The organism is Exiguobacterium artemiae 255-15 (genome assembly GCF_000019905.1).
Lineage (GTDB): Bacteria > Bacillota > Bacilli > Exiguobacteriales > Exiguobacteriaceae > Exiguobacterium_A > Exiguobacterium_A artemiae.
In genome coordinates this window covers 1,419,012-1,440,682 of the sequence record NC_010556.1, presented here as the reverse complement: position 1 = coordinate 1,440,682, position 21,671 = coordinate 1,419,012, and the positions used below count along the sequence as shown (strand labels likewise).

The following is a 21,671-nucleotide window of genomic DNA, read 5'->3' as shown; positions in this document are numbered from 1 at the left end:
ATTCGGATTGACGAACTTGTTTCTTGAAAAGGACGTGTCCAGATGAATGCTGAAATCATCACTTATTTTTTCATTTTTTTATTGGGTATCGCGTTTGTCTTACCGGCCTGTTACTTTCTTGTACTTCACTTCGACAATAAGCAGTATGCTTTCTTAAAGAAGCTCAAATGGACAGGTGTCCTGTTACTCGGATTGCTGTGTCTTTGGATGACAATGCCGAGTTTCACCGAGATGGTGTTTCGGGATTACCGTGTATTAGAAGGTGCCTGTGTTCTAGAACCGTCGGAGTCAAAAGGAACATCGATCGACATCACGTTAACGGAGACCAACGATACGTTTTCTTTCCGTGACGCACCTGACCTTGAGGCTTACGGGAAGAAGGTTCCGTATTATTGCCAGGTAACAACGACCCGGAATCTGGCTTTCGAAATCAATTACCGGGTCTTCGACAAAGATACGAAAAAGCTGCTCTATGCGAATTGAGGACACAAACAAGCGGAGTTCCTGTGAATAGGAACTCCGCTTGTTTACTGTTCGATACCCGCTTGCACAGCCGGTTCAAGAAACAGTTCATCATCAAAAGTTGTCAGCTCAATCATCCGGCCGTCTTTTTCGTACCAGGCAGCCAGTCCTTCCCGGTCGACCCATTTCCAGCCAGCTTGCCGAATCCGCATTTCGTATAATACGCCAGGTCCTTCGACTTCCGACACGAGATGCGTCTTGACTAATAAACCCTCCGGCTTTTCCTCGACCGTCCCCGTTCGTGGAATCGGAAAACCATTTACGTTTGACGTTTCAAACAGATAATACCAAGCCGTTCCGCTGATGATCGCTACACCTAATAAACCTGCCAGCCACTTTCCCATGCGTCGCGTATTCATGTTATCCCGCCCTCTTCATTCATCTATGTATCCATTTGATTTTACCAATCATTTCCTTAACTTGACCTCCTGCTTAGGGCGGATTCTTGACGGACAAACAAAATGAAAACGAATAAGAAACGTGTCATTTTTGTGAAAAGAAATGAAAAAAATTAATATTTTTTCATTTATCTTGACGACAAGACGTCTTCCTTACAGTCTCAACGGTTTGACAACTCCCGGCACAGAGCCGTTTTTAGTCATTTCCAAGTCGTTAAGCGGCTTAGCGACTTGACTTCATTTCCTACTATGTTACGATACGAACTTATTAAAGGGAGTGAACAGAACTTATGAAATTCAGAAAAGAAAAAGTCAATGTCGTCGACATGAAGCAAACCAAAAAAAGTGTCTACGCGACCGGAATTGGGAATGCGATGGAATGGTTCGATTTTGGTCTTTATTCCTATCTCGCAATCATCATCAGTCAAAACTTCTTTAGTGCTGTTGAAAATGATGAACTGAAGCTTGTCTTTACCTTTGCGACGTTTGCGATCGCTTTTTTAATGCGACCAATCGGCGGAATCGTTTTCGGACGAATCGGAGATCGCCTTGGACGAAAGGTTGTCCTGACGACGACCATCGTCATGATGGCAGCGTCCACCCTGCTCATCGGTCTGTTACCGACGTATGATCAAATCGGGATTTGGGCACCGATTCTACTGTTACTGGCTCGGATTCTACAAGGTTTCTCAACCGGCGGTGAATATGCCGGCGCGATGGTTTATATCGCGGAATCATCACCGGACAATAAACGAAGCGCCCTCGGAAGTGGTCTTGAAATCGGGACACTCGGTGGTTACATTTTAGCTTCGATTCTTGCGACCGTGCTGTTCGTAACGTTATCCGACGATCAAATGGCATCGTGGGGCTGGCGGATTCCGTTTATCTTAGGGGCACCGCTCGGACTGTTTGGTCTATACTTGCGTCGCCACCTCGATGAATCACCAATTTTCGAAAATGAAATTAATGAAAATACGGAAGAACCGGCGTCGTTCCGCGAAATCCTCCGGGACCATAAACGCGATATCATTGTTTGTTTTATCGCCGTTGCGTTCTTCAATATTACGAACTACATGTTACTGTCGTATATGCCGTCTTACCTGAATGAAGTCATGGGCATCTCAAGCTCAACGAGTACGATTTTGATTACCGGTGTCATGTTCATCATGATTCCACTCGCCTACTTCTTCGGTAAACTCAGCGACAAAAAAGGCAATCGTAACATCGTTCTGTTTGCATTGGCCGGTCTGTCGATTCTTTCGATTCTCTCGTTCTACCTGATTGGTCTGAAGCCACTCTTGTTCGTCGGAATCGGAATCTTCATTCTTGGGTTCTTCCTCGCGATCTTCGAAGGAACAATGCCAAGTCTGTTGCCGAGTATCTTTTATACAGACGTCCGTTACCGGACATTGTCTGTCACGTTTAACGTGTCCGTCTCGATTTTCGGCGGAACGACACCACTCGTCTCGACATGGCTCGTCCATGCGACACAAAATCCGCTCGCACCGGCTTATTATCTGACAGCAGTCAGCGTTATCGGCTTCATCACGTTCTTCTTCTTCTTCAAGAGTACATCGGGCAAAGCCTTAAAAGGTTCGCACCCGACCGTCTCGACGGAAAAAGAATTGCAAGCCGTCGCTAAAAAACCGGATGATGCTTTATGGTGGGCTGAATAATCGATTAAAAAAAGGACCGGTGTCGCTTGTGCGATGCCGGTCCTTTTGCTTATTTTGAAACTGATGTCTGCGTCAATGTCGCACCGTTCGAGGCGATGATTTCATCGTAGGCGCCGAGTCCATTTTCGACGATGAACAACGGAATCTGATAGCGGTCATACAACTTGTTCAGGATAATCCGCAACCCGTCCGGATTGATTTCCCAACCCCAGTCGCTCGCTTTCAAATAGGGATTTTTGACGCCGCTCATGATGTTTCCGCCGGCCTCGTTTCCGTCTTTCTCCGCTTTTTCTGTCCGTGACATGTAGTAACTGAGCGAGAAGAAATCAACGGTATAGTCCCGCAGTAATTCAAGATCACCGTCTTCGACCACGAGTTCGATGTTGTTTTCAGAGAAGAACCGGCCGGCAAACGCTGGATAGGCGCCGCGGACGTGGACATCCCCGCAGAAATAGTTCATCATCCGTTCTTCTTCAAGCGCAAACTGGACGTCGACCGGGTTTGAGCTGAACGGATAGACCGGAGCGGCAATCAGCATGCATCCGATTTGCATCGTCGGATCAATTTCCCGGGCAGCCTTCGTCGCCAGACTGCTCGCGACGAACTGGTGATGCAGACCTTGATAAGTCGACTGCAACATGTTTTCGTCTTCACGGACCGCCATCCCGAGGCTGAGCATCGGCATGAACTGGGCGCCGTTGATTTCGTTGAACGTCAGCCAGTACTTGACCTTACCTTGATAACGCTCGAACAAGACACGGCTGTAGCGTTCAAAGAACGTCACGAGCCGGCGGTCGCGCCAGCCGCCATATTCTTTCGCCAGATGGTGCAGGTCGTAACATTTCCTGGAGCTCCATCATCGCGGGAGTCGTATCATTTTTCGCACTTTTAATTACATTCAGTTTAATCGGTTCAGCCATCGGCTTTGGTGTCACGGACGTCACGTCCGACAAACCGTTTGACGGCGTCGGCATCGGCTTAGCCATCTGGGCGATTCTCTCACTCTTGATCTCATTGTTCGTCGCCGGCTTCGTTTCCGGTGTGACATCATCGCGTGCCGGACTCGTTCACGGGTTCCTCACATGGTCGACAAGTGTCATTCTCTTGTTCGCTTTGTTGACATTCACGACAATCAACACGTTCCAAACAGTCGGTTCTGTGCTTGGTACAGTCGGTGGTGCAGCAGGTCAAGGTGTCGGCGCCATCGCCAGCACAACATCAGATGCTGTCTCAAAGGGATTCAGCTCAGTGGCGGATAACGTCTCAAACGTCGATACAAAAGAACTTGAAGGAAATGTCGATGAGATTCTGAAAGATACAGACATTCCAGAATTACAACCGAACTACCTGCAAGGTCAGCTCGATGCCGTCAAAGATGACGCAACAGCAGCCGGTAACGACGTTTTAACAAAACCGGAAGACTTCGACAAAATCGTCAGCGATCTCGGTGACAAATTGACAGCACGTTCAGAAAAAATCCAAAAATCAGTCGATGAAGATAAAATCGCTGAAGCCGTTGCTCAAAACACAGACCTTTCACAAGCAGAGGCTGACAAAGCAACGAAAAATATCGTTGACGGTTTAAACCAGGCAACAAGCGAAACAAGCAAACAAATCGAAAACGCAAAACAAACACTTGATGAAACATCAGCTGATCTCAAGAAAACAGTTGAAGATGTTCGTGTTCAAACAGAACAAGCGACACAAACAGCATCTAAAGTTTCAATCTGGGGCTTCGTCGCTCTCATCTTAACGATGATTGTGACATCAATCGCCGGCATCACAGGTTCACGTGTTGCTTCACGCGGTCGTATCGCCAACAAATAATTAAATGTTTGCAGCCGAAGGTCCCAGTGACCTTCGGCTTTTTTGTTTGACAATCGTTTTAAATCTGTTAGGCTGTTAACTAACGACCGTTAGGAAGGTGACGAAATGAAAGCTTCATTATTATTGCAAACGGCCCTGCGGCACTTTGCCCAGCATGGTTATGAAGGAGCGTCCTTACAGGAGATCGCGCAGGACGTCGGCATCAAGAAACCATCGATTTATGCGCATTACCGCGGAAAAGATGATTTATTTTTGACAGCGATGCGTTACGCCCTCGACACACAAAAAACGCATCTCGCCACGTACTTTATCTCGACCCGTCATCTGTCACTCGAGCAGAGTCTGAAAGGTTTTTTTGACTGGTTCCTCGAGGAGAGCACCCAAAATGATCAATTGAAGTTCATTTTACGGATTGCTTATTTTCCGCCCGTCAAACTCGAACGGGAAGTGACGGATTTGATTAATCCGTTTTTTGATACGATGCAACGCCATTTGACGCGTTTGTTACGGGAACGCAATCGGACGGAACAGATTTTATATTCGGATGATTATGCCAGTGCCGCCCTCGCCTATTTGACGGTGACGGAAGGGACGATGACCGAGTTCGTGTTCAATGGCGTCGCCGCGTATGAACGGCGTTTCACCGCCGTTTGGCCGATTTTTTGGCGCGGACTTGTCCGCTGATGATTTAAACTACAGAAACAGAGGAATTCACCATGCAAAACAACAAATTGATCTTAGGCACCCTGTTGCTTAACCTGTTTATCGCCTTTCTAGGGATTGGTCTTGTCATTCCCGTCACGCCGACCATCATGAACGAGCTGAACATTTCCGGTTCGACCGTCGGTTACATGGTCTCGGCATTCGCCTTTGCCCAGCTTGTATTATCTCCGCTCGCCGGTCGGGCCGTCGACAAGTACGGCCGCAAGCCGATGATCATCATAGGTCTGTTCATCTTCAGCATGTCGGAACTGCTGTTTGGTCTCGGTCAATCGGTCGAAGTCTTATTTGCGTCGCGGATTTTGGGCGGTGTCAGTGCCGCCTTCATCATGCCGGCCGTCACGGCGTTCATCGCTGATATTACGACAAACGAAACCCGTCCGAAAGCGCTCGGCTATATGTCCGCGGCGATTTCGACCGGATTTATCATCGGACCGGGCATCGGCGGTTTCCTGGCCGACATCGGAACGCGGATGCCGTTTTTCTTTGCCGCCGCATTTGGTCTGACCGCGATGATCTTGTCCATCTTTACGTTACGCGAACCGGAACGCCATTATGAACAGACGACAACACCGCAGCAAAAAACTGGTTTCCGGAAAGTCTTTTCACCGCTCTACTTCATCGCTTTTATGGTGCTGCTGATTTCTTCATTCGGACTCGCGTCGTTTGAGTCACTGTTTGCGCTGTTCGTCGACCGGAAGTTCGGCTTCACGGCAAAAGACATCGCGCTCGCGATTTCACTCGGTGCCATCGTCGGTGTCATCGTCCAGGTCGGTTTATTTGAGCGCCTGACACGCTGGTTCGGTGAGATCCGTCTCATCCGCTACAGCCTGATCGGCTCAACCTTGCTCGTCCTCGTCATGACGTATGTGACAAGTTACCTTGCGATTATTCTCGTGACGATGGTCGTCTTCGTCGGTTTCGACTTGATGCGCCCTGCCGTCACGACGTATTTATCGAAAATCGCCGGAAACGAACAAGGTTTCGTCGGCGGGATGAACTCGATGTTTACGAGTATCGGGAATATTCTCGGACCAATCATCGGTGGGATCCTGTTTGACGTCGATCTCAACTATCCGTTTTATTTCGCGACCGTCATGCTTGCCATCGGCATCGCCCTGACGTTCGTCTGGCGGGAACAACAGCCGGCTGATCTGACGGCTGAAGAAAAAACATCATGACAAAAGGCCCGCACATGTTACGTATTCTTAAAAGAATTCGTGTCCGTTCGGGCCTTTTTTTGAGTTGTGATTATCAAAAAATCAATTTAGCCAAATCTTTCATATCGGATACAACATACGTTGCGACAGTTTGATCCGCCGGCATGTCCGCAACCAGGCAGGAGTCAATTCCGGCTTGGTGTCCCGATTGTACGTCAAGTTCTCGGTCACCAATCATGATGGTTTCAGCTGGTTCCATCTGATAGTGTTTCATCAAATACTGAATTGCGGCCGGATTCGGCTTTCGGGCAAATCCCCGCTCCGCCGTCACTACATCCCGGAAGATCCCTGTCAATCCGTTCGCCTGTAACAGTTTAAACGTCGATGCTCCGCGATGCGTCAGGATGTAGTTATGTCCGTCGTGTTTTTGAATGGAGCGGCAAAGCTGCGGTATTTCTTTAAACGGTTGAGCCGCTTTAAGTTCTGTTTGTGCTTTTTGTTCTTTAAACCGTGAAATCGCGTCCGCATCAAGCCCATACTTTTCATAGGCCGTTTTCGCCGAGATTTTCATCGCTTCCAAAATCGACTCAATTGCAACATTCTGTCCCTGACTGCGTAACGTCTCCTGCAAGACATTAGCCATGACCGGATAGGTATCAAACAGCGTCCCGTCAAAATCCCAAATCACATGCCGGTACATGGAATCGCCTCCTGCCGGACAATCCAGTCCTGTACTCGGGTCAGTTTATCCGTTTCCGGATTTTTCAAATAGTCGAAGGCTTTTAAGACAAGCGGTGACGCGTTCGACGCTTCGACGTCTGTCCGGCTGACCCAGGACGAACCGGTCGAATCCTGCCCATCAAATGTCTTTGGTACAGACCGTTCCCCAATTGCTTCTAACACGCGGAAAAATACGCCGATATGATGCAGATGCGACGCCCGGTGCCAGTCGGACTGAAGGAAAAATTCAAACGTTCCAAGCAACTGTTTGGAACGGACCGTCAGCCCGGTCTCCTCCTGGAATTCACGGTCCAGTGCATCCGGCAACGTCTCGAAATCTTCCAGACTCCCGCCCGGCAAATCATACCGGTACGTGTACGGTCCACCCTGCTTATGAATGACGAGCAGTTTTCCTTCATTATAATAGATGCCGTATGTACCAAATGCCCGGTGAAATGTTGGTTCGTTTGTATTCATGATTCATCCTCCTCCGTATACGCAGTTAACCACCGCTCGACCGATTGTAACGCGCCTTCCAAATGTCCGCCGAACGTCGGATCACTTTCCGTTCCAAGCAGCGTGACCTTGTTCTGCAATGCACCTTCCAGTCGAATCGGTCGGTAGACGGGAAAATCGATTAACGGTTCAGCATCTGCTTTCGCTGCCGTCTCCGGTTATTTTGCCCAGTCCTGATACAAAACGGCAATCGGATGACCGGCTTCCTCTCCGAATAAACGGATCAACTGTTCGATGACCTGCCGCTTTACTGCTGTTTCTCCAAGCGTTGCACGCTCCGTTGCCGTCAGGCGGAAAAATCCGAATAGGGCTCCGGGGCCGGTCGGCGGTGACGCATCATGGATTTCCTGCAGCACACCGGACCAGCTGGTGGCGAAACCGGATCGACCACTTTGCCGCCAAAATGGGGTATCGTACACGGCGACCACCTTCGCTTTCCCGGCCATCCAGGTCGGTGTTGTCCTCAGTTGATCGTGCACGGATTCTGGTAAAGCGGGACGCCATTGGATCAGTCCACTGAGTCGCGGCGGGAGTGTCACGATAACGTGATCAAACGTTTGCCGGAATCGGCTCCCACTCTGCTCCATCGTCAGTTCGACCTGCTCGGTGACCTCAATCGCCGTCACACGGTGCGCCAGTTGAATCGTTCCGGGATGCAGCCGTTCCGCCAGCGCCTCCGTCACGCTGTGCATTCCGTTTACCAGTCTGTGCGACAACACCGTTTGACCGTCCGGTAACCGGTGTTGTTCGACTTGCCCGGTGACCGTTCGAGCATCATCGTCCCTTCGGTCGCCTGAACAAGGACCGGCAGTTGCAGACTCTCAATCAGCGTCTTCATCAAACGTTCTGTTTCCGGCCAATACCAGGTTTGTCCGAGATCAAACGCATAGGACTGATCTTTAAGCGTCACCGTTTTCGTCAGGACCCGGCCGCCGATCCGGTCACGTGCTTCAAAAATCGTGACCTCATCTCCCCTTTCCTGCAGACGCCAAGCGGTGTACAAGCCGGTCAGACCGGCACCGACGACAGCGATTCGTGGCATGTTGATCCCTTCTTTCCAGTGATTTCCTTCTCAGTGTACCGAAAAACAATTCGACCGCCTACTCTTTAACATAAGCAAACAAAAAAACAGAGCGTCATCCGACACTCTGTTCGTCGTTCTTTAGGATGATTGCATATGTTGCCAGTCGTCTTCATCAAAGATCGACTGGACCCATTCGGTGGAAACATATAATGATTTGGCGATGGCTTCGTCGGATTTCCCGAGTTTACGCAGCAAATGGACGATTCGAATCCTTCGCTCGAGTTCACGCTCGTCAGGTAACAATTCCGGCATCATGTCGGCGCCTCCTTTCTCTCTTTAACTAAATTTAGCGAGAATTCTCCCACCTCTAAGCGTAACGGGGCGAAGCCCAACGTAGGTGGGAGATGAATCGCCCTGTTTTTCAAGACTGAGATTGTTTGATAAAATCAGTGTAACGAATCAAAAGGAAAGGAGTGATTGCGTTGCTGAAGGCGTACAAGTTTCGACTCTCTCCGACGAAATCCCAACAAGAATATTTCGTGAAGACGTTCGGTTGTGTCCGTTTCGTCTACAATAAGATGCTCGAAGAGCGGATTCGATTGTATGAAGATTCGAAACTGAACCCTAACGCGAAACAGAAGCTCCCAACCCCGGCGAAGTACAAGCCGGAATTCCCTTTCCTCAGAGAAGTCGACAGCCTTTCCCTTGCGAACGCTCAGATGGACTTGAACAGAGCGTATACCAACTTTTTTCGAGATCCGTCTGTTGGGTTCCCGAAGTTCAAATCGAAGCACAACGCCCGTGCCTCTTACACGACAAATAATCTGAAGGGGAGCATCCGAATCGAAGATCGTAAGGTGAAGCTTCCTAAAATCGGTTTCGTGAAGTTGAAGCAACATCGTCCGTTCGTTGGTATCATCAAGTCCGCGACGGTCTCGATGACGAAGACCCGGAAATTCTTCATCTCGATTCTAGTCGATCAATCCGAAGAGCAATGGGTTCCCGCTAAGAATAAAGTAGGAATCGACCTTGGTCTGGAACACTTCGCCATCATGACGAACGACGAGTGGACTTCTGAGAAAGTTGCCAATCCTCGTTTCCTTCGAAAGTCCGAAGAGAAGATCAAGAAGGCACACCGTGCCTTGTCCCGCAAAAAAAAGGGGAGTAAGAACCGAGACAAGGCGAGGATCATCCTCGCCAAGAAGCATGAGAAGATTGCACATCAACGTCAAGACTTTCTTCATAAGCTGTCGAAACGGATGGTTGACGAGAACCAAGTCATCGTCGTCGAGACACTGAAGTCGAAGAACATGATGAAGAACCATACGATCGCCAAATCGATCGGAGACGTCAGTTGGTATGAGTTCGTCCGGCAATTGGCCTATAAATGCACATTCTACGGACGAACACTGATCAAAGCGGACCAATGGTACGCCTCAACGCAAATCTGTTCTTCTTGTGGAACGAAAGGCGAGAAGAAGACGTTGGATGTGCGCGAGTGGACATGTACTTGCGGTGCGCATCATGATCGAGATATCAACGCAAGTATCAACTTGTTGCTGTTAGCAGACTGAAACCCCTTCAGGGTGGGAACCACCCGATGAGCTTGGTCAATAATCGTAGCTCGTAAAAGTACGGTCTTCCCAAGAAGCTCCCACTTCAATTTGCGAAGCGAATAAGTGGTGAGTAGTTCACGCCAACCGTCATCGTTTTGTGTAAGTTACCCGTTTATCGGTTGAATATTCCGATAATTCAAGAGATTCGATGATTTTTGATAAAGAGTCTCAAAAAAGTAACAGTCTGTTTTTTATTCAAATGTAAAACCAACTTTACAAAATGTAAAACATACTTTACAATTTAAGTATCAACTAATGAAGGAGAAACTGTGATGAAGCTGACGAACCGGGTTAAATCGTTGCGGAGCAGCAACGGATGGACGCAGGAACAATTTGCTCAGATGATTGGTGTTACGCGTCAAACCATCATTTCGCTTGAAAAAGGCAGTTACACCCCATCTCTGTTGCTTGCGATGCAGATTACACGGGTGTTCGAGCGTCCGGTCGAATCGATTTTCTACTTGGAGGAGGAATCGGAATGAAACGTGTCATCATTCAGTCGTGTTTAAACATTTGTATGTATTTTTTGGCAGCTATTTTCATTAGTTCTATTCACGATCAACTAAATGTTTTTCAAAATGATCCGGTCAAAGGAACCGGCTTCAATCTGACACTGGACCTTTCCATTATTCTTCCTGTCATACTGGTCGCAATTGGTCTTTCGGTCACCGGCTACTGGATGCGAACAGATAAGAAGAGTTCTTTTTCCAAGTGGTCGTCGTCGACTACAGAGTTTTCTGATCAAGATGAACGGGAAGAAGCGATCACAGGAAAGGCAACACGCGCCGCCTATGTGACTTTTTTAATTACTTTACCCGCTCTAATGATTTGCTTTTTATTTGACGTTCCGCTGATGTCGATTTTTCCAAACTTTTCATTTTACGCCATTGCGCTCGTCTTAACAGCAGGAACGCTTTCCTATATGGCGGCCTGGGTCTATCATTACCAACGCTAAACACTCATAAATGCTTCACGAAAAAGTACTGGGTCTGTCCTTCCGCCGGATGATCGGGCAGACGACCGTATTCCTCGAATCCGAGTTTTTCATAAAAGCCCGGTGCCTGAAAGCTGAACGTATCAAGCAAGATCTTACTGCATGATTTTTCTTCGGCAATCGATTCGATTTTTGCCATCAGCTGTTTTCCGGTACCGCCGATTCGGTTTTCCGGGTCGACCCACAAAAAGTGCACCTGCAGATGATTCCACACATAACTTGCCGTAACACCGCCGAGGAGTTGCTCGTCTTCATCCCATGCCAAAAAGCAATATGGTTCCGTTTCCGTAAAGAGCGTTGCCGGAACGTGTTGTCGGTTATAAGCAATCAGTTGCTCCCGGATCCATTGCCCATCTTCCGTCGTACCGCTTGTGATTTCCATCATTCAAAACCCCCGATTGAAATATTTTACAATACGTTCTCATCATATCATAGAGAGAAAAGAAAAAGAGGCGCCGCTTTGAACTGCTCCCCGTCAAGTAGACAGGATAAATAATAAAAATCTTTTAAACGGCTTGAGCTCTGTATTCTAATGGAGCCAAGCCGTTTAATCGTTGTTGATACCGTTCTTCATTGTAGAAATGAATATACTTCTGGATTGCAAGTTGGAGTTCGTCGAACTCCGTAAACTTATGTAGATAATAACTTTCGCACTTCAACGCTCCCCAAAAGGACTCCATCGGACCGTTATCAATACATTTACCAACCCGAGACATACTTTGTGTGATACCCGCCACGCGTGTCATGTGACGAAACGTATGCGAAGTATATTGAAATCCTCGATCACTATGAAGTAAGGGACGGCTTCCGGGTGCGCCTTTCAAGGCGAGTTCGAGTGTATCGAACACGAGCTGATTATTGTTTGAGTGCCCAAGAACGAAGGCACGGATAGATCCATCATGTAGGTCTAGAATAGCGCTCAAATACGCCTTCTGAGAGGCGCCATACTTCAATTCCGTGACATCCGTTACCCATTTTTGATTCGGTCCTGCCGCGTTGAAATCACGGTTCAGAATGTTCTCTGCGGTCTGTTGAGGACGATTACGAATGTACAAAGGACGTTTCCGGCGTATGACGCAATGAATACGAGCGACATGCATCAGACGACGGACACGCTTCGCGTTAACGTTTCTTCCGAAACGGCGTTTTAAGTTTAATGTTATTCGTCGATAGCCATAGATTCCGTTCACCGCAAGGTGAATCTCGTTCATCTCTTCGATGATTTTCATGTTCTCCGTCTCACGTGCTTTCGGCATATCTATCCGACGTAACCACTTGTAGTAGGCAGCGCGCGAGACACAAGCGAGGTGGCATAGGGCAATGATTGGATAACCAAATTGCTCTACCGATGATTGGATGGCTTCATATTTATCTTGAAGTCGAATTTGATTTAACGTGACCTCCTCTCGATCTCCTCTAACTTTTTTAAGAAATCATTCTCCATACGTAGACGCTCATTTTCTCGCTCGAGTCGTTTCAGCTCCAGCGCGAAACGTTCTGTATCCGTCAATTCTTCTACTGGCTTCTGACGACCGCGACGGTCTATCAGTGAGTCGATTCCATCCTTCTCGAACTTTCTTACCCAACTATAGATTTGTTGGTACGAGACCCGATGGGTCTCCATGATGCGTTGATAGTCTTTTCCGTTTTGTATACAGTCCATAACTGCCTGGACACGCTCTTCGAATGTAGTGGTTCTACCTCTAGTCATAATGGATCGCTCCTTCAATGGTTTCCCTTGAGTACTATGACTAGTATACTTCTCGATCCACTTCGCAAGTACGCTTATATTCGAAATATCAAACCGTACCGAAGCGCTAGTGAGCGATTCTTCTTGGTCGAGTACTGCGCGCACAGCTTTCATCTTTAGGTCTTCGGGATAGCGGGTCCACTTTGATCGACTCCGAAGTGCGGAGGGACCGCCCGTACGATATTTTGCTCTCCATCTATTCAAGGTTGTGACTGAAAGCTCGAAGAGCGAGGCGATCGACTTGATTGAGTCGATTCCGTCCTCACACATCTGAATGATGTGTAGTTTTTGATCCATCGAAAATCTAGATGTAGCCATAGAAAAAGCTCCCTTCAAAGTAGACAGTTTTTGTTATTTCAACTGTCTACTTTTTGGGGAGCATATCACTTGGCACCTCTTTTTTTTTACTTCTTAAATTCTTTTTCTGTACCATCGGCAAACTCGATCTCGATTTCAAGACGGGTCGCGTCATTGATGCCAAAGACTTTCTCGACTTGAGCAATCGCGTCATCATTTGACGTATCGGCATCAAGGTTCAGTTCGTCGAGCTTGGCATCCAGCGTCTTCATCGCTTCATTGCCTTGCGCCTGCTCACCGTTCATCTTGTAATCGGCTTCCGTCCCGTCGTTATCACGGTCATAACTAATGTCGACGGCGTCCATCATGTCCGAAGTATCTGCCTCGACTGACAGACTGACGAATCCGTAATCTTTGTCGGCATTGTCCGTCACTGTATCCTGATCTTGTGTACCTGACGTATCGTCGTTCATCGTGCTGTCATCCGTCATCGAATTATCATTTGTCGTTGTCGTTTCCTCGACTTTTTCCGTTTCCTGATTGTCCGAATTGCCGCATCCTGCGGCAAACAGGGCAAGACCAAGAACCGGTACCAAATATGTCTTCTTCATTAGAATGACCCCCTCTTTTTTTGACTATACCCCGGGTCAAGACACATAAATCATTTTAATGTGCGATTTCAGAAAAAGATTCACTCGTCACTTCACAATCAAAACCGGACATTTGACGCGTTTGGCAATCTTATGACTGACACTACCGAGCATCATTTCCTACAGACTGTTTAACCCCCGGCTGCCGATAATCGTTAAATTGACCTGCTTTTGATTGGCGTGATCCACAATTGTCGGACCCGGCTCACCGCGAAGAATCGTCACGTAATAGGAGACATCTGCTGCTTCGAGCTTTTCTTCGACCGGTGCCAGTCTTTTTCTGCGGGCCACTTCAAGCCCTGCCGTTCCTTTCGTATGCAGGACATCGTCTTTAATTTTTCCAAAATCGGCGACGAAAACGACTTCCACCTGACTGTCCGGACTGAGCCGGGCAATCTTAATTGCTTCTTCCGCCGCCCGGACGGAATGGTCCGAACCGTCGACGGCTAATAAGATATGTTGATACATAACCGTTCCCCCTTAACTCAATGTGTGGAAATTTTCGGGATCGGATCCTGATGAACCGCCAACCGATCAATCAGTTTCTTACTTTCCGGATTCAATCCGATCAGTTCGACTTTGTTTTGATTCGCCATCAAGCGGAGCATCACCTTGTCAATCGCTCCGACGGCCGAATCATCCCAAATTTGGGTGCTGCTGAAATCAATCCGGATTTGTTGGTTCGTCCCCTCATAATCAAACGAAGCGATGAAATGATCAACCGACGCGAAGAATAACGGACCTTTGACGGTATATACCGTTTTTCCGGACGTTATCTGTTGCTTGATCTTGATTTTCGAGACTTTTGCGACAAAGAACAGGGCACTTAACACGACACCTGCCATGACGCCGATTGACAGATCATGTGTGGCAACGACGATGCTGACTGTCGCGAGCATCACGAAGGCATCGGCTTTCGGAGCTTTACGGAGATACGTAAACGACGACCAGTCAAACGTGCCAATTGAGACCATGATCATGATTCCGACAAGAACCGGCATCGGAATTTGAACGACCCAGTTTCCGAGGACGATGATCAAAAACATCAGGAACAGCCCGGCGATAAGTGTCGACAGCCGCCCACGTCCTCCTGACTTGACGTTGATGACCGATTGACCGATCATCGCGCAACCCGCCATTCCGCCGGAGAAACCGGTGATGAAGTTCGCAATCCCCTGCCCGCGGGCTTCCTTGTTTTTTTCGCTTTCCGTGCCCGTCATATCGTCGACGATCGTCGCCGTCAGCAATGATTCAAGTAATCCGACAATCGCGAGTGCCAGTGAATACGGGAAAATAATTTGAAGTGTCTCGAAGTTCAACGGGACGTCCGGCAAGAAAAACGACGGTAACGACCGTTGAATCGTTCCGAGATCACCGACCGTCCGTAAATCGACGTTTAAATAAATCGCCGCAATCGTGAGCACGATGATTGCAATCAGTGGTGCCGGAATCGTTTTAAGAAAACGCGGTAACAGATAGACAATTGTCAGCGTAATGGCGACGAAGACGTACGTCATCGTGGAAATCCCGATGAAATGCGGGACTTGGGCCATAAAAATCAGAATCGCAGTGCATTGACGAACCCGATCATGACGGCACGCGGAATGAATTTCATGACCCGTGCAATCTTGAAGACCCCAAAGAGAATTTGAATGACTCCGGTTAAAATCGTTGCCGCAAGCAGATAATCGAGTCCGTGTTCCTTGACGAGCGGAACCATCAACAGGGCCATCGCACCGGTCGCTGCTGAAATCATCCCCGGCCGGCCACCAACAAAGGCAATGATGACAGCGATACAAAACGAAGCGTATAATCCGACCATCGGATCGACTCCGGCGATGATCGAAAAGGCAATCGCCTCCGGAATTAACGCCAGGGCGACGACGATGCCTGCCAACACATCACCTCTGATATTTGAGAACCACTGTTCTCGTAGACTCATTTTCATTTATTTCTTCCACCTTTCTGTTGAGAACTGTTTCTTTCTCAACATCCTGTCCTGTTTTGAATATCCACAGTCTAGCACCATTAGTTTCAAAAAGGAACACTTTTGGTCTTTTTATTTTCAAACGATAAATTTGATCCATACTAAAAAGGAGTTCATCCGAATCGATGAACTCCTTGTGTAGTACCGGAGTTGGATTTGAGTAGGTCGCTTAAACGTCTTCGGAAATCCTATCCTGAGCATACAGTGGTGATGACCAAAAAATGATTCATTTCAGTGCGCTTGTTTGCTAAGCTGAATGTAATTTCACAGAATCAATAGTTTGCACAGGAGGAATTTTAAATGATTGAATCCGTGATTTCTCTCCTTTCCCCACTCTTTGCCTCTGCTCACGTCAGATGGGGCATTGGTGGTTCGGTTCTCCTCGCCCACCATGGGTTGGTGGAGCATCCAAACGATGTGGATTTGCTCTTTCATCCGGACGATTTCGCTGTGGCTGAACGGATTTTGAAGCAGTTCGGTAAACAACAGCCGTCTCAAGATAAAGGAGTTTTTTTGACACGCCGGTTTGAAGAATACACGATTGGAAGCGTTGAACTGGATCTCATCGTCGATTTCAAAATTCAACATAAAGCAGGCGTTTTTTCATTCATTTTTGATGAGACGGCTATGACGGAACAGGTCAGTTTCGGTGGACAACGCTATCCGTTCATGCATCTTGAGGATTGGTACGTCTTCTATCTATTGATGCCGGGACGCGAATCCAAAGTCCGTCTCCTTGAAGACTACTGGCAGTCTCACCCGCTCGACGCGCCGGAACGGTTACAAACCGCACTCGCTGCTTCCTTGCCGGACAGCATCCGTCAACGGATTGAGCATACTTACCGGTATGCACAGTAAAAAAAGCGGCTCTTCTGCGAAGAAGAACCGCTTTTTGTCATCGGACCATTACTCGGTCAGACACTTTTTGCAATGTTGATAGTTTTTATTACCGCCGGATAAGTTACAGACATCCGTAAAACCTAGGTTTTTGAGCACGTTTTGTGCGGCGTTCCCGGTCACCCCTTTGTTACAGTAAACAATCGTCGGCAACGTCGGATCGAGTTCCTTCGCCCGTGTCCGCAGTTCACCGAGCGGGATATGAATCGCGCCGTCGACGTGATTTTTTTCGAACTGGGCTTTCGAACGGGTATCGATGATTTGGAACGACTTGCCGCCGGCGACCTGTTCGATCAACTCATTTGGTGTCATCAGACGGGCTGTTTTTTTAATCGCATTGTCGAGTGCCATTCCGGTATAGAGCACCGGATCCTTTGTTGTCGCAAACGGCGGCGCATAGGCAAGATCAAGGTGGAACAGATCTTCTGCTTTTGCCTTGAACGTAATCGCTGTCGCGAGGACATCAATCCGTTTGTCGACCCCTTGCGGACCAACGATTTGTGCGCCAAGGACCCGTCCTGTCGCCCGGTCGGCAATCGCCTTGATCGTCATTTCTTTTCCACCCATATATTCCGGACGATCCGGTTTAATATTGTGGAGAACTTCGATGTCGTATCCGGCTTCCCGCGCTTCTTTTTCCGTCAAGCCGGTTTGGGCGACCGTCAGATCAAACGCTTTGAAGATGCCGGTTCCAAGAATTCCGCGGTGTTCCGCTTCTTCCCCGGTGATGACCATCCCGGCAATCCGGCCCATCTTGTTGGCGGTCGAGCCGAGCGGACGATAAATCGCTTCTCCGGTAATGACGGAGAAACTTTCCGCGACGTCACCGACGGCATAGATATCTGCCACGTTCGTCTGCATCTTCCGGTTGACGGCGATTGCGCCTGTCTGACCAAGCCCAACGCCGATCTGTTTGGCGAGCTCCGTATTCGGTTTGACCCCGACTGACAGGATGACGAGCTCTGTCGCAATTGATTTGCCACTTTCAAGGGCGATGTCCGTGACCCGCTCCGTCCCGTTTAATGCCGTCACCGATTCTCCGAGCAACAGTGAGACGCCTTTATCTCTTAAATGATCAGCAACCCGTTCTGCCATGTCACGGTCAAGCGGTGGCATGACTTGCGGCAAACGTTCGACGAGTGTCACCTGAATCCCGCGGTATGACAGTTGCTCGGCCATCTCAAGACCGATGAAACCGCCGCCGACAATCGTTGCCGTTTTTGGATTATGGGCGTCGATGTATGAGCGGATCGCATCGGCATTCCGGACATTGCGCACCGTGAAGACGTTGTCGTGATCGACACCCTGTAAGGGCGGAACGATGCTTGATGCACCGGTCGCAAGCACCAGCGTATCGTACGTATCCGTCAACCGATCACCGGTCGCCAGATTAACGATGGTCGCCGTTTTCGTTGCGTGATCAATCGATTCGACTTCGTGTCTTGTGTGGATGTCGATGTTATAACGTTTTTTGAAGAATGCGGCATCGCGCGGTGTCAATTCGTCGATGTCGGCAATCTCACCGCCGACGAAGTACGGAATCCCGCAACCGGAATAGGAGATGTCCTGATCGCGGTCATAAATCGTAATCTGTAAATCTTCACTGTTCCGGCGTGCTTTTGCACCGACCGATGTTCCGGCGGCAACTGAACCAATGATCAACAATTTCATGTAAGTGTCCTCCTGAAAATTAATAAAGTAACAAGCTGATGTACAATCCGAGCAACGTAATCGCAAGCGTTGGAATCGTCAGGATCGTACCGATTTTAAAGTATTGTCCCCAGCCGATTCTGACACCTTTCGAGCGTAAGACATGCAACCACAGCAGTGTTGCCAGACTGCCGATCGGTGTAATCTTCGGACCTAAATCGGAACCGATGACATTGGCATAAATCAAGGCTTCACGGATGATGCCGGTCGTCTGACTGTGCTCGATTGCCAGGGCATCAATCATGACGGTCGGCATATTGTTCATAATCGATGACAGAATGGCGGCGAGGAAGCCCATCCCGAACGTCGCACCGGCAAGCGTCGTCGCAAAACCGTCGATGACTTCGGCAAGCACTTGCGTCAACCCGGCATTTTGCAGACCATAAACGACGATATACATTCCGAGCGAGAAGAAGACGATCGCCCACGGTGCACCGGCGATGACTTTTTTCGTCGGCACACTAGGTGAACGACGCGCCATCAACAGGAAGAACAAGGCGATGACGCCGGCAACGAGACTGACCGGAATGCCGATGAAGTCACTCGTGAAGTAGCCGACGACAAGCAGCACGAGAACCAGCCACGATAACTTGAACATCCGCTGATCCTTAATTGCCGTGCTCGGTGCGACAAGTTGCGTCACGTCGTAGGTCTTCGGAATACTTTTGCGGAAGTAAAGATACAACACAAGCAGACTGCCGATGACGGAAAAGACGTTCACGAAGACCATCCGTGAGGCATATTCCGTAAAACCGATGTCAAAGAAGTCGGCCGAGACGATATTGACGAGGTTGGAGACGACGAACGGCAGACTCGCCGTATCGGCAATGAAGCCGGACGCAAACACGTACGCCAAAACGACGTAGTCCGGTAATTTTAAGTAGCGGACTATGGCAAGAACAATCGGTGTCAGGATCAAGGCAGCCCCGTCGTTCGCAAACAAGGCGGATACGAGTGCGCCGAGCAATGTCAGGTAAACAAACAGTTTGACGCCGCCGCCTTTTGCGATACGTGCCATGTGAAGCGCCGCCCATTCGAAGAAGCCGATTTCGTCCAAAATCAACGAGATGATGATCAGGGCGATGAAGGTAAAGGTTGCGTTCCAGATGATGCCCCAAACCGTCGAGACATCATCCAGATTCACTGCGCCGGTCAGTAAAGCAATCAATGCCATTCCTATCGCGGAGTAGCCGATGCCTAGACCTTTTGGTTGTTTGATGATTAAAAATAAGGTGATCAGGAAAATCCCGATCGCAAGTAGATGTGTTCCGGTCAATGCGTTCACTTCATTTCTTGATTAATTTTTTCCTCTGTTTTACAACGGCTAAATACATTTTTTCTTACATAACATTTCCGTTATGTATCAGCTCTGTTTATTTACTTAAAACTCAGCAACTCTTTGGTAAAGAAACTGGTAATGGTTCCATCGAGTTTAAGATCGTCAACAACAAGTCATGTTGCGGATGATCCGGATTCAATCGGAAATAAATCCATTGCCGTTCACGCCGTTCCAAAATCACCTGTGCTTGACGCAACAATTTTAAGTGACGGCTGACGGCGGGTTGTGAGATATCAAACATTTCGACAAAATCACAGACACAATGTTCCCGGGCATGCAACCGACGCAACACTTCAAGACGTGTACTGTCACTGAGCAGTTTCAAGAACTGGCTCATCTCTTCGACAGGGTTCGCCGTACGAATCAAGTCAATTCCTCCTTTCCGGATTGAGCTTCAACGGGAAAATCGTCAGCCGACACGTTCAGACTGACGATTTTCTCTATATAACCAATTTATTATATAACCTCTTTGTTATTCAAGTCTTTTTTTAGCTGACGTCTATTAAAACGGGGATACAATTGATTTACGATTAAAAAATAGGCAAAAAATGCAGAAAAATAAAAGGTGATGAATTTGTTCATTTCCGTTGTACTCAGCCAGATTGATTCATCGTACATCAACCGTCCAGATGCCGTGATGACGACAGGATACGTCGCAAGCGTCAGACCGATCAGGACGAATAAACAAACACCAAGATCATTGAGCCAGACTTGCGTGCTGCCTTTTGAATTACGAAACATCTTTTCCCTTCTTTAGTTTAAGATAGTTTTCTGCTATTTCCAGTATGATGCCTTCCGGTCCCCTGACATAACAAATTCGGTACGTTTCTCCAAACTGCTCTGCCGGACTGATTGAAGTATAGCCCTGCTCGTTCACGATTGTCATCATCGCGTCAAGCGACTCGACATTGAGACAAAGATGACGAAGACCTGCCGCGTGAACTTCGTTTGATGATTGACCAGTATCGACTGGATTCTGATATTGAACGAGTTCAAGCCACGTCTCTCCGTCGGGTACGCCGAGAGCGGCACATGAAGTCTTGACGTTACGCAGACCGGTAATCCGGTCGAGTTGCGGTCCGGACGATTCCCATTCACCTTTTACGACGAATCCCAGGCTGACGAAAAAATGTGTCACTTCCACTAAACTCAGTACGTTGATACTGACATGATCAATCCGGTTCACTTTCATACCGGTTTTTCCTGTGCGTGTTGTTCCCGTACCATCAACTGATAATCTGGTTGCAGCAATGAAAAAATCCGTCCATCGTGCGACGAGCCGTCTTGATAAAGATAACCACGCAAAATCCCTTCCTCTTCGAATCCGAGTCGTTTTAACAGTTGAACGGATGCCTCGTTTTCTAAAAATGTCACGGCACCCATCCGGTGTAATGCCAGTGTCTCGAAGGCATATTCCAACACAGCTTGAATCGCTTCTGCTGCATAACCACGCCGCCAGTGCGCAGGATCAAGTTCAAAGCCGATCTCCGCCTTTTTGCTGTACAGGCTGAGGTGATTCAGACCAAGCGTCCCGATAAACGTCCCGCTGTCACGGATCAGGATACCCCAACGAATGCCTTGTTGCGTGTCATACGTCTGTTTGAAAGACCCTATGATGTTCAACGCATCGTTTTGTTCACGAAGCGGATCCATTCCGTAAAAGCGGGTGACGGTTTCGTTCGATAAGATATGAAAGAGTGACGAAGCGTGTTCCGGTGTTACTTCCACCAGTGCGAGACGGGATGTTTCTAAAGTGGGAAAAGGCATATTGATTCCTCCAGTTTTGATGTCTTGGTTTCGGTTTGAATCTTTCGTCTAACTTGTGTCTTTTCAGTACCTCACCGCACATCACGCAACGGTTGAAGCAC

Annotated in this window: 26 protein-coding genes and 3 pseudogenes; 9 read left to right on the top strand and 20 right to left on the bottom strand. The window is 48.3% G+C overall.

The annotated features are described in order from the left end of the window. Nucleotides 1-42: 42 nt before the first annotated feature. The gene (locus EXIG_RS07505) at nt 43-483 is read left to right on the top strand and encodes a hypothetical protein (protein ID WP_012370328.1); all 441 of its coding nucleotides are present in this window, start codon (nt 43-45) and stop codon (nt 481-483) included. Between the two features lie 44 nt (nt 484-527). On the opposite strand, the gene EXIG_RS07500 is transcribed toward EXIG_RS07505, so the two are convergent. Next, nucleotides 528-881, bottom strand: a complete 354-nt coding sequence (locus EXIG_RS07500) for a hypothetical protein (protein WP_012370327.1) — start codon at nt 879-881, stop codon at nt 528-530. Between the two features lie 329 nt (nt 882-1,210). Between EXIG_RS07500 and EXIG_RS07495 the strand changes: the two genes are divergently transcribed. Continuing rightward, complete coding sequence (locus EXIG_RS07495; RefSeq protein ID WP_012370326.1) at nt 1,211-2,596, top strand: MFS transporter; 1,386 nt, start codon at nt 1,211-1,213, stop codon at nt 2,594-2,596. Between the two features lie 97 nt (nt 2,597-2,693). On the opposite strand, the pseudogene EXIG_RS07490 reads toward EXIG_RS07495, so the two are convergent. Both EXIG_RS07490 and EXIG_RS15995 read right to left on the bottom strand, forming a co-directional pair. Beyond that, nucleotides 2,694-3,422, bottom strand: a pseudogene (locus tag EXIG_RS07490) (glycoside hydrolase family 1 protein); the annotation flags it as partial. Then, a complete protein-coding gene (locus EXIG_RS15995; RefSeq protein ID WP_200859022.1) occupies nt 3,367-3,582 on the bottom strand; it encodes a hypothetical protein in 216 nt (71 codons plus the stop codon). The gene EXIG_RS15995 and the pseudogene EXIG_RS07490, both read right to left, overlap by 56 nt. Nucleotides 3,583-3,601: 19 nt before the next feature. Here EXIG_RS15995 and EXIG_RS07485 point away from each other — a divergent pair, with 19 nt between their 5' ends. The 3 genes from EXIG_RS07485 (at nt 3,602) to EXIG_RS07475 (ending at nt 6,324) form a co-directional block, all read left to right on the top strand. Next, nucleotides 3,602-4,423 (top strand): hypothetical protein, encoded by an 822-nt coding sequence (locus EXIG_RS07485; RefSeq protein ID WP_012370325.1) that lies wholly within the window; start codon nt 3,602-3,604, stop codon nt 4,421-4,423. A 105-nt stretch (nt 4,424-4,528) separates the two neighbouring features. Further along, nucleotides 4,529-5,107, top strand: a complete 579-nt coding sequence (locus EXIG_RS07480; protein ID WP_012370324.1) for a TetR/AcrR family transcriptional regulator — start codon at nt 4,529-4,531, stop codon at nt 5,105-5,107. A gap of 32 nt (nt 5,108-5,139) precedes the next feature. Next, entirely contained in the window at nt 5,140-6,324 is a 1,185-nt protein-coding gene (locus EXIG_RS07475) for an MFS transporter (protein WP_012370323.1), read from the top strand. Nucleotides 6,325-6,397: 73 nt separating this feature from the next. Here the strand turns inward: EXIG_RS07475 and EXIG_RS07470 are convergent, their stop codons facing one another. The 6 genes from EXIG_RS07470 to EXIG_RS15920 all read right to left on the bottom strand — a co-directional run bounded on the left by EXIG_RS07470 (nt 6,398) and on the right by EXIG_RS15920 (nt 8,878). Continuing rightward, nucleotides 6,398-7,003, bottom strand: coding sequence for an HAD-IA family hydrolase (locus EXIG_RS07470; protein ID WP_012370322.1), 606 nt, complete (start codon nt 7,001-7,003; stop codon nt 6,398-6,400). Continuing rightward, complete coding sequence (locus tag EXIG_RS07465) at nt 6,988-7,500, bottom strand: NUDIX hydrolase (RefSeq protein WP_012370321.1); 513 nt, start codon at nt 7,498-7,500, stop codon at nt 6,988-6,990. Before EXIG_RS07465 ends, EXIG_RS07470 begins: the two co-directional genes overlap by 16 nt. Next, nucleotides 7,497-7,619 carry a hypothetical protein gene (locus tag EXIG_RS16150; protein ID WP_268741713.1) on the bottom strand — a complete coding sequence of 41 codons (123 nt, stop codon included), beginning with the start codon at nt 7,617-7,619 and terminating at the stop codon, nt 7,497-7,499. Before EXIG_RS16150 ends, EXIG_RS07465 begins: the two co-directional genes overlap by 4 nt. 78 nt (nt 7,620-7,697) lie before the next feature. Further along, nucleotides 7,698-8,231 carry a flavin monoamine oxidase family protein gene (locus tag EXIG_RS15580; protein ID WP_081432748.1) on the bottom strand — a complete coding sequence of 178 codons (534 nt, stop codon included), beginning with the start codon at nt 8,229-8,231 and terminating at the stop codon, nt 7,698-7,700. A gap of 5 nt (nt 8,232-8,236) precedes the next feature. Continuing rightward, nucleotides 8,237-8,581, bottom strand: a complete 345-nt coding sequence (locus tag EXIG_RS15575) for an FAD-dependent oxidoreductase (RefSeq protein ID WP_052294381.1) — start codon at nt 8,579-8,581, stop codon at nt 8,237-8,239. 120 nt (nt 8,582-8,701) lie between these two features. Continuing rightward, nucleotides 8,702-8,878 (bottom strand): hypothetical protein, encoded by a 177-nt coding sequence (locus tag EXIG_RS15920; protein ID WP_012370320.1) that lies wholly within the window; start codon nt 8,876-8,878, stop codon nt 8,702-8,704. A gap of 167 nt (nt 8,879-9,045) precedes the next feature. On the opposite strand from EXIG_RS15920, the gene tnpB reads away from it, so the two are divergent. The 3 genes from tnpB to EXIG_RS07445 all read left to right on the top strand — a co-directional run bounded on the left by tnpB (nt 9,046) and on the right by EXIG_RS07445 (nt 11,134). After that, complete coding sequence (gene tnpB, locus EXIG_RS07455; protein ID WP_012370319.1) at nt 9,046-10,137, top strand: IS200/IS605 family element RNA-guided endonuclease TnpB; 1,092 nt, start codon at nt 9,046-9,048, stop codon at nt 10,135-10,137. Between the two features lie 314 nt (nt 10,138-10,451). Continuing rightward, the gene (locus EXIG_RS07450; protein ID WP_012370318.1) at nt 10,452-10,661 is read left to right on the top strand and encodes a helix-turn-helix transcriptional regulator; all 210 of its coding nucleotides are present in this window, start codon (nt 10,452-10,454) and stop codon (nt 10,659-10,661) included. Continuing rightward, a complete protein-coding gene (locus EXIG_RS07445) occupies nt 10,658-11,134 on the top strand; it encodes a hypothetical protein (RefSeq protein ID WP_012370317.1) in 477 nt (158 codons plus the stop codon). Before EXIG_RS07450 ends, EXIG_RS07445 begins: the two co-directional genes overlap by 4 nt. Nucleotides 11,135-11,138: 4 nt before the next feature. On the opposite strand, the gene EXIG_RS07440 is transcribed toward EXIG_RS07445, so the two are convergent. The 5 genes and pseudogenes from EXIG_RS07440 to EXIG_RS07415 all read right to left on the bottom strand — a co-directional run bounded on the left by EXIG_RS07440 (nt 11,139) and on the right by EXIG_RS07415 (nt 15,818). Continuing rightward, nucleotides 11,139-11,558 (bottom strand): GNAT family N-acetyltransferase, encoded by a 420-nt coding sequence (locus tag EXIG_RS07440; RefSeq protein WP_012370316.1) that lies wholly within the window; start codon nt 11,556-11,558, stop codon nt 11,139-11,141. A 121-nt stretch (nt 11,559-11,679) separates the two neighbouring features. Then, nucleotides 11,680-13,241 (bottom strand): IS3 family transposase gene (locus EXIG_RS15730; RefSeq protein ID WP_234944597.1). Its coding sequence is split into 2 segments (ribosomal slippage): nt 11,680-12,608 and nt 12,608-13,241, totalling 1,563 coding nucleotides; the frame shifts between segments, so codons are not numbered across the junction. A gap of 86 nt (nt 13,242-13,327) precedes the next feature. After that, a complete protein-coding gene (locus EXIG_RS07425) occupies nt 13,328-13,831 on the bottom strand; it encodes a YusW family protein (protein WP_012370314.1) in 504 nt (167 codons plus the stop codon). 87 nt (nt 13,832-13,918) lie between these two features. Then, nucleotides 13,919-14,338, bottom strand: a pseudogene (locus tag EXIG_RS07420) (universal stress protein). 17 nt (nt 14,339-14,355) lie between these two features. Then, nucleotides 14,356-15,818 (bottom strand): annotated as a pseudogene (locus EXIG_RS07415) (SulP family inorganic anion transporter). 339 nt (nt 15,819-16,157) lie between these two features. On the opposite strand from EXIG_RS07415, the gene EXIG_RS07410 reads away from it, so the two are divergent. Further along, entirely contained in the window at nt 16,158-16,715 is a 558-nt protein-coding gene (locus EXIG_RS07410) for a hypothetical protein (RefSeq protein ID WP_012370313.1), read from the top strand. A gap of 48 nt (nt 16,716-16,763) precedes the next feature. Here the strand turns inward: EXIG_RS07410 and EXIG_RS07405 are convergent, their stop codons facing one another. The 6 genes from EXIG_RS07405 to EXIG_RS07380 all read right to left on the bottom strand — a co-directional run bounded on the left by EXIG_RS07405 (nt 16,764) and on the right by EXIG_RS07380 (nt 21,570). Next, entirely contained in the window at nt 16,764-18,425 is a 1,662-nt protein-coding gene (locus tag EXIG_RS07405) for an FAD-dependent oxidoreductase (protein WP_012370312.1), read from the bottom strand. A 19-nt stretch (nt 18,426-18,444) separates the two neighbouring features. Next, nucleotides 18,445-19,749, bottom strand: a complete 1,305-nt coding sequence (locus EXIG_RS07400) for an arsenic transporter (RefSeq protein ID WP_012370311.1) — start codon at nt 19,747-19,749, stop codon at nt 18,445-18,447. A 103-nt stretch (nt 19,750-19,852) separates the two neighbouring features. Next, nucleotides 19,853-20,170, bottom strand: coding sequence for an ArsR/SmtB family transcription factor (locus EXIG_RS07395; protein ID WP_012370310.1), 318 nt, complete (start codon nt 20,168-20,170; stop codon nt 19,853-19,855). A gap of 89 nt (nt 20,171-20,259) precedes the next feature. Continuing rightward, a complete protein-coding gene (locus EXIG_RS07390) occupies nt 20,260-20,544 on the bottom strand; it encodes a hypothetical protein (protein WP_012370309.1) in 285 nt (94 codons plus the stop codon). Beyond that, nucleotides 20,534-20,995, bottom strand: a complete 462-nt coding sequence (locus EXIG_RS07385; protein ID WP_012370308.1) for a VOC family protein — start codon at nt 20,993-20,995, stop codon at nt 20,534-20,536. Before EXIG_RS07385 ends, EXIG_RS07390 begins: the two co-directional genes overlap by 11 nt. Next, nucleotides 20,992-21,570, bottom strand: coding sequence for a GNAT family N-acetyltransferase (locus tag EXIG_RS07380; RefSeq protein ID WP_012370307.1), 579 nt, complete (start codon nt 21,568-21,570; stop codon nt 20,992-20,994). The genes EXIG_RS07385 and EXIG_RS07380 overlap by 4 nt, the downstream gene beginning before the upstream one ends. Nucleotides 21,571-21,671 lie beyond the last annotated feature (101 nt).

Excerpts from the sequence above, each read along its gene's own strand:
- EXIG_RS07505 (WP_012370328.1), top strand. The coding sequence starts at position 43 with ATGAATGCTGAAATCATCACTTATTTTTTCATTTTTTTATTGGGTATC.
- EXIG_RS07500 (WP_012370327.1), bottom strand. The coding sequence starts at position 881 with ATGAATACGCGACGCATGGGAAAGTGGCTGGCAGGTTTATTAGGTGTA.
- EXIG_RS07495 (WP_012370326.1), top strand. The coding sequence starts at position 1,211 with ATGAAATTCAGAAAAGAAAAAGTCAATGTCGTCGACATGAAGCAAACC.
- EXIG_RS15995 (WP_200859022.1), bottom strand. The coding sequence starts at position 3,582 with ATGGCTAAGCCGATGCCGACGCCGTCAAACGGTTTGTCGGACGTGACG.
- EXIG_RS07480 (WP_012370324.1), top strand. The coding sequence starts at position 4,529 with ATGAAAGCTTCATTATTATTGCAAACGGCCCTGCGGCACTTTGCCCAG.
- EXIG_RS07475 (WP_012370323.1), top strand. The coding sequence starts at position 5,140 with ATGCAAAACAACAAATTGATCTTAGGCACCCTGTTGCTTAACCTGTTT.
- EXIG_RS07470 (WP_012370322.1), bottom strand. The coding sequence starts at position 7,003 with ATGTACCGGCATGTGATTTGGGATTTTGACGGGACGCTGTTTGATACC.
- EXIG_RS07465 (WP_012370321.1), bottom strand. The coding sequence starts at position 7,500 with ATGAATACAAACGAACCAACATTTCACCGGGCATTTGGTACATACGGC.
- EXIG_RS15580 (WP_081432748.1), bottom strand. The coding sequence starts at position 8,231 with ATGCACAGCGTGACGGAGGCGCTGGCGGAACGGCTGCATCCCGGAACG.
- EXIG_RS15575 (WP_052294381.1), bottom strand. The coding sequence starts at position 8,581 with ATGCCACGAATCGCTGTCGTCGGTGCCGGTCTGACCGGCTTGTACACC.
- EXIG_RS15920 (WP_012370320.1), bottom strand. The coding sequence starts at position 8,878 with ATGATGCCGGAATTGTTACCTGACGAGCGTGAACTCGAGCGAAGGATT.
- EXIG_RS07450 (WP_012370318.1), top strand. The coding sequence starts at position 10,452 with ATGAAGCTGACGAACCGGGTTAAATCGTTGCGGAGCAGCAACGGATGG.
- EXIG_RS07445 (WP_012370317.1), top strand. The coding sequence starts at position 10,658 with ATGAAACGTGTCATCATTCAGTCGTGTTTAAACATTTGTATGTATTTT.
- EXIG_RS07440 (WP_012370316.1), bottom strand. The coding sequence starts at position 11,558 with ATGATGGAAATCACAAGCGGTACGACGGAAGATGGGCAATGGATCCGG.
- EXIG_RS07425 (WP_012370314.1), bottom strand. The coding sequence starts at position 13,831 with ATGAAGAAGACATATTTGGTACCGGTTCTTGGTCTTGCCCTGTTTGCC.
- EXIG_RS07410 (WP_012370313.1), top strand. The coding sequence starts at position 16,158 with ATGATTGAATCCGTGATTTCTCTCCTTTCCCCACTCTTTGCCTCTGCT.
- EXIG_RS07405 (WP_012370312.1), bottom strand. The coding sequence starts at position 18,425 with ATGAAATTGTTGATCATTGGTTCAGTTGCCGCCGGAACATCGGTCGGT.
- EXIG_RS07390 (WP_012370309.1), bottom strand. The coding sequence starts at position 20,544 with ATGTTTCGTAATTCAAAAGGCAGCACGCAAGTCTGGCTCAATGATCTT.
- EXIG_RS07385 (WP_012370308.1), bottom strand. The coding sequence starts at position 20,995 with ATGAAAGTGAACCGGATTGATCATGTCAGTATCAACGTACTGAGTTTA.
- EXIG_RS07380 (WP_012370307.1), bottom strand. The coding sequence starts at position 21,570 with ATGCCTTTTCCCACTTTAGAAACATCCCGTCTCGCACTGGTGGAAGTA.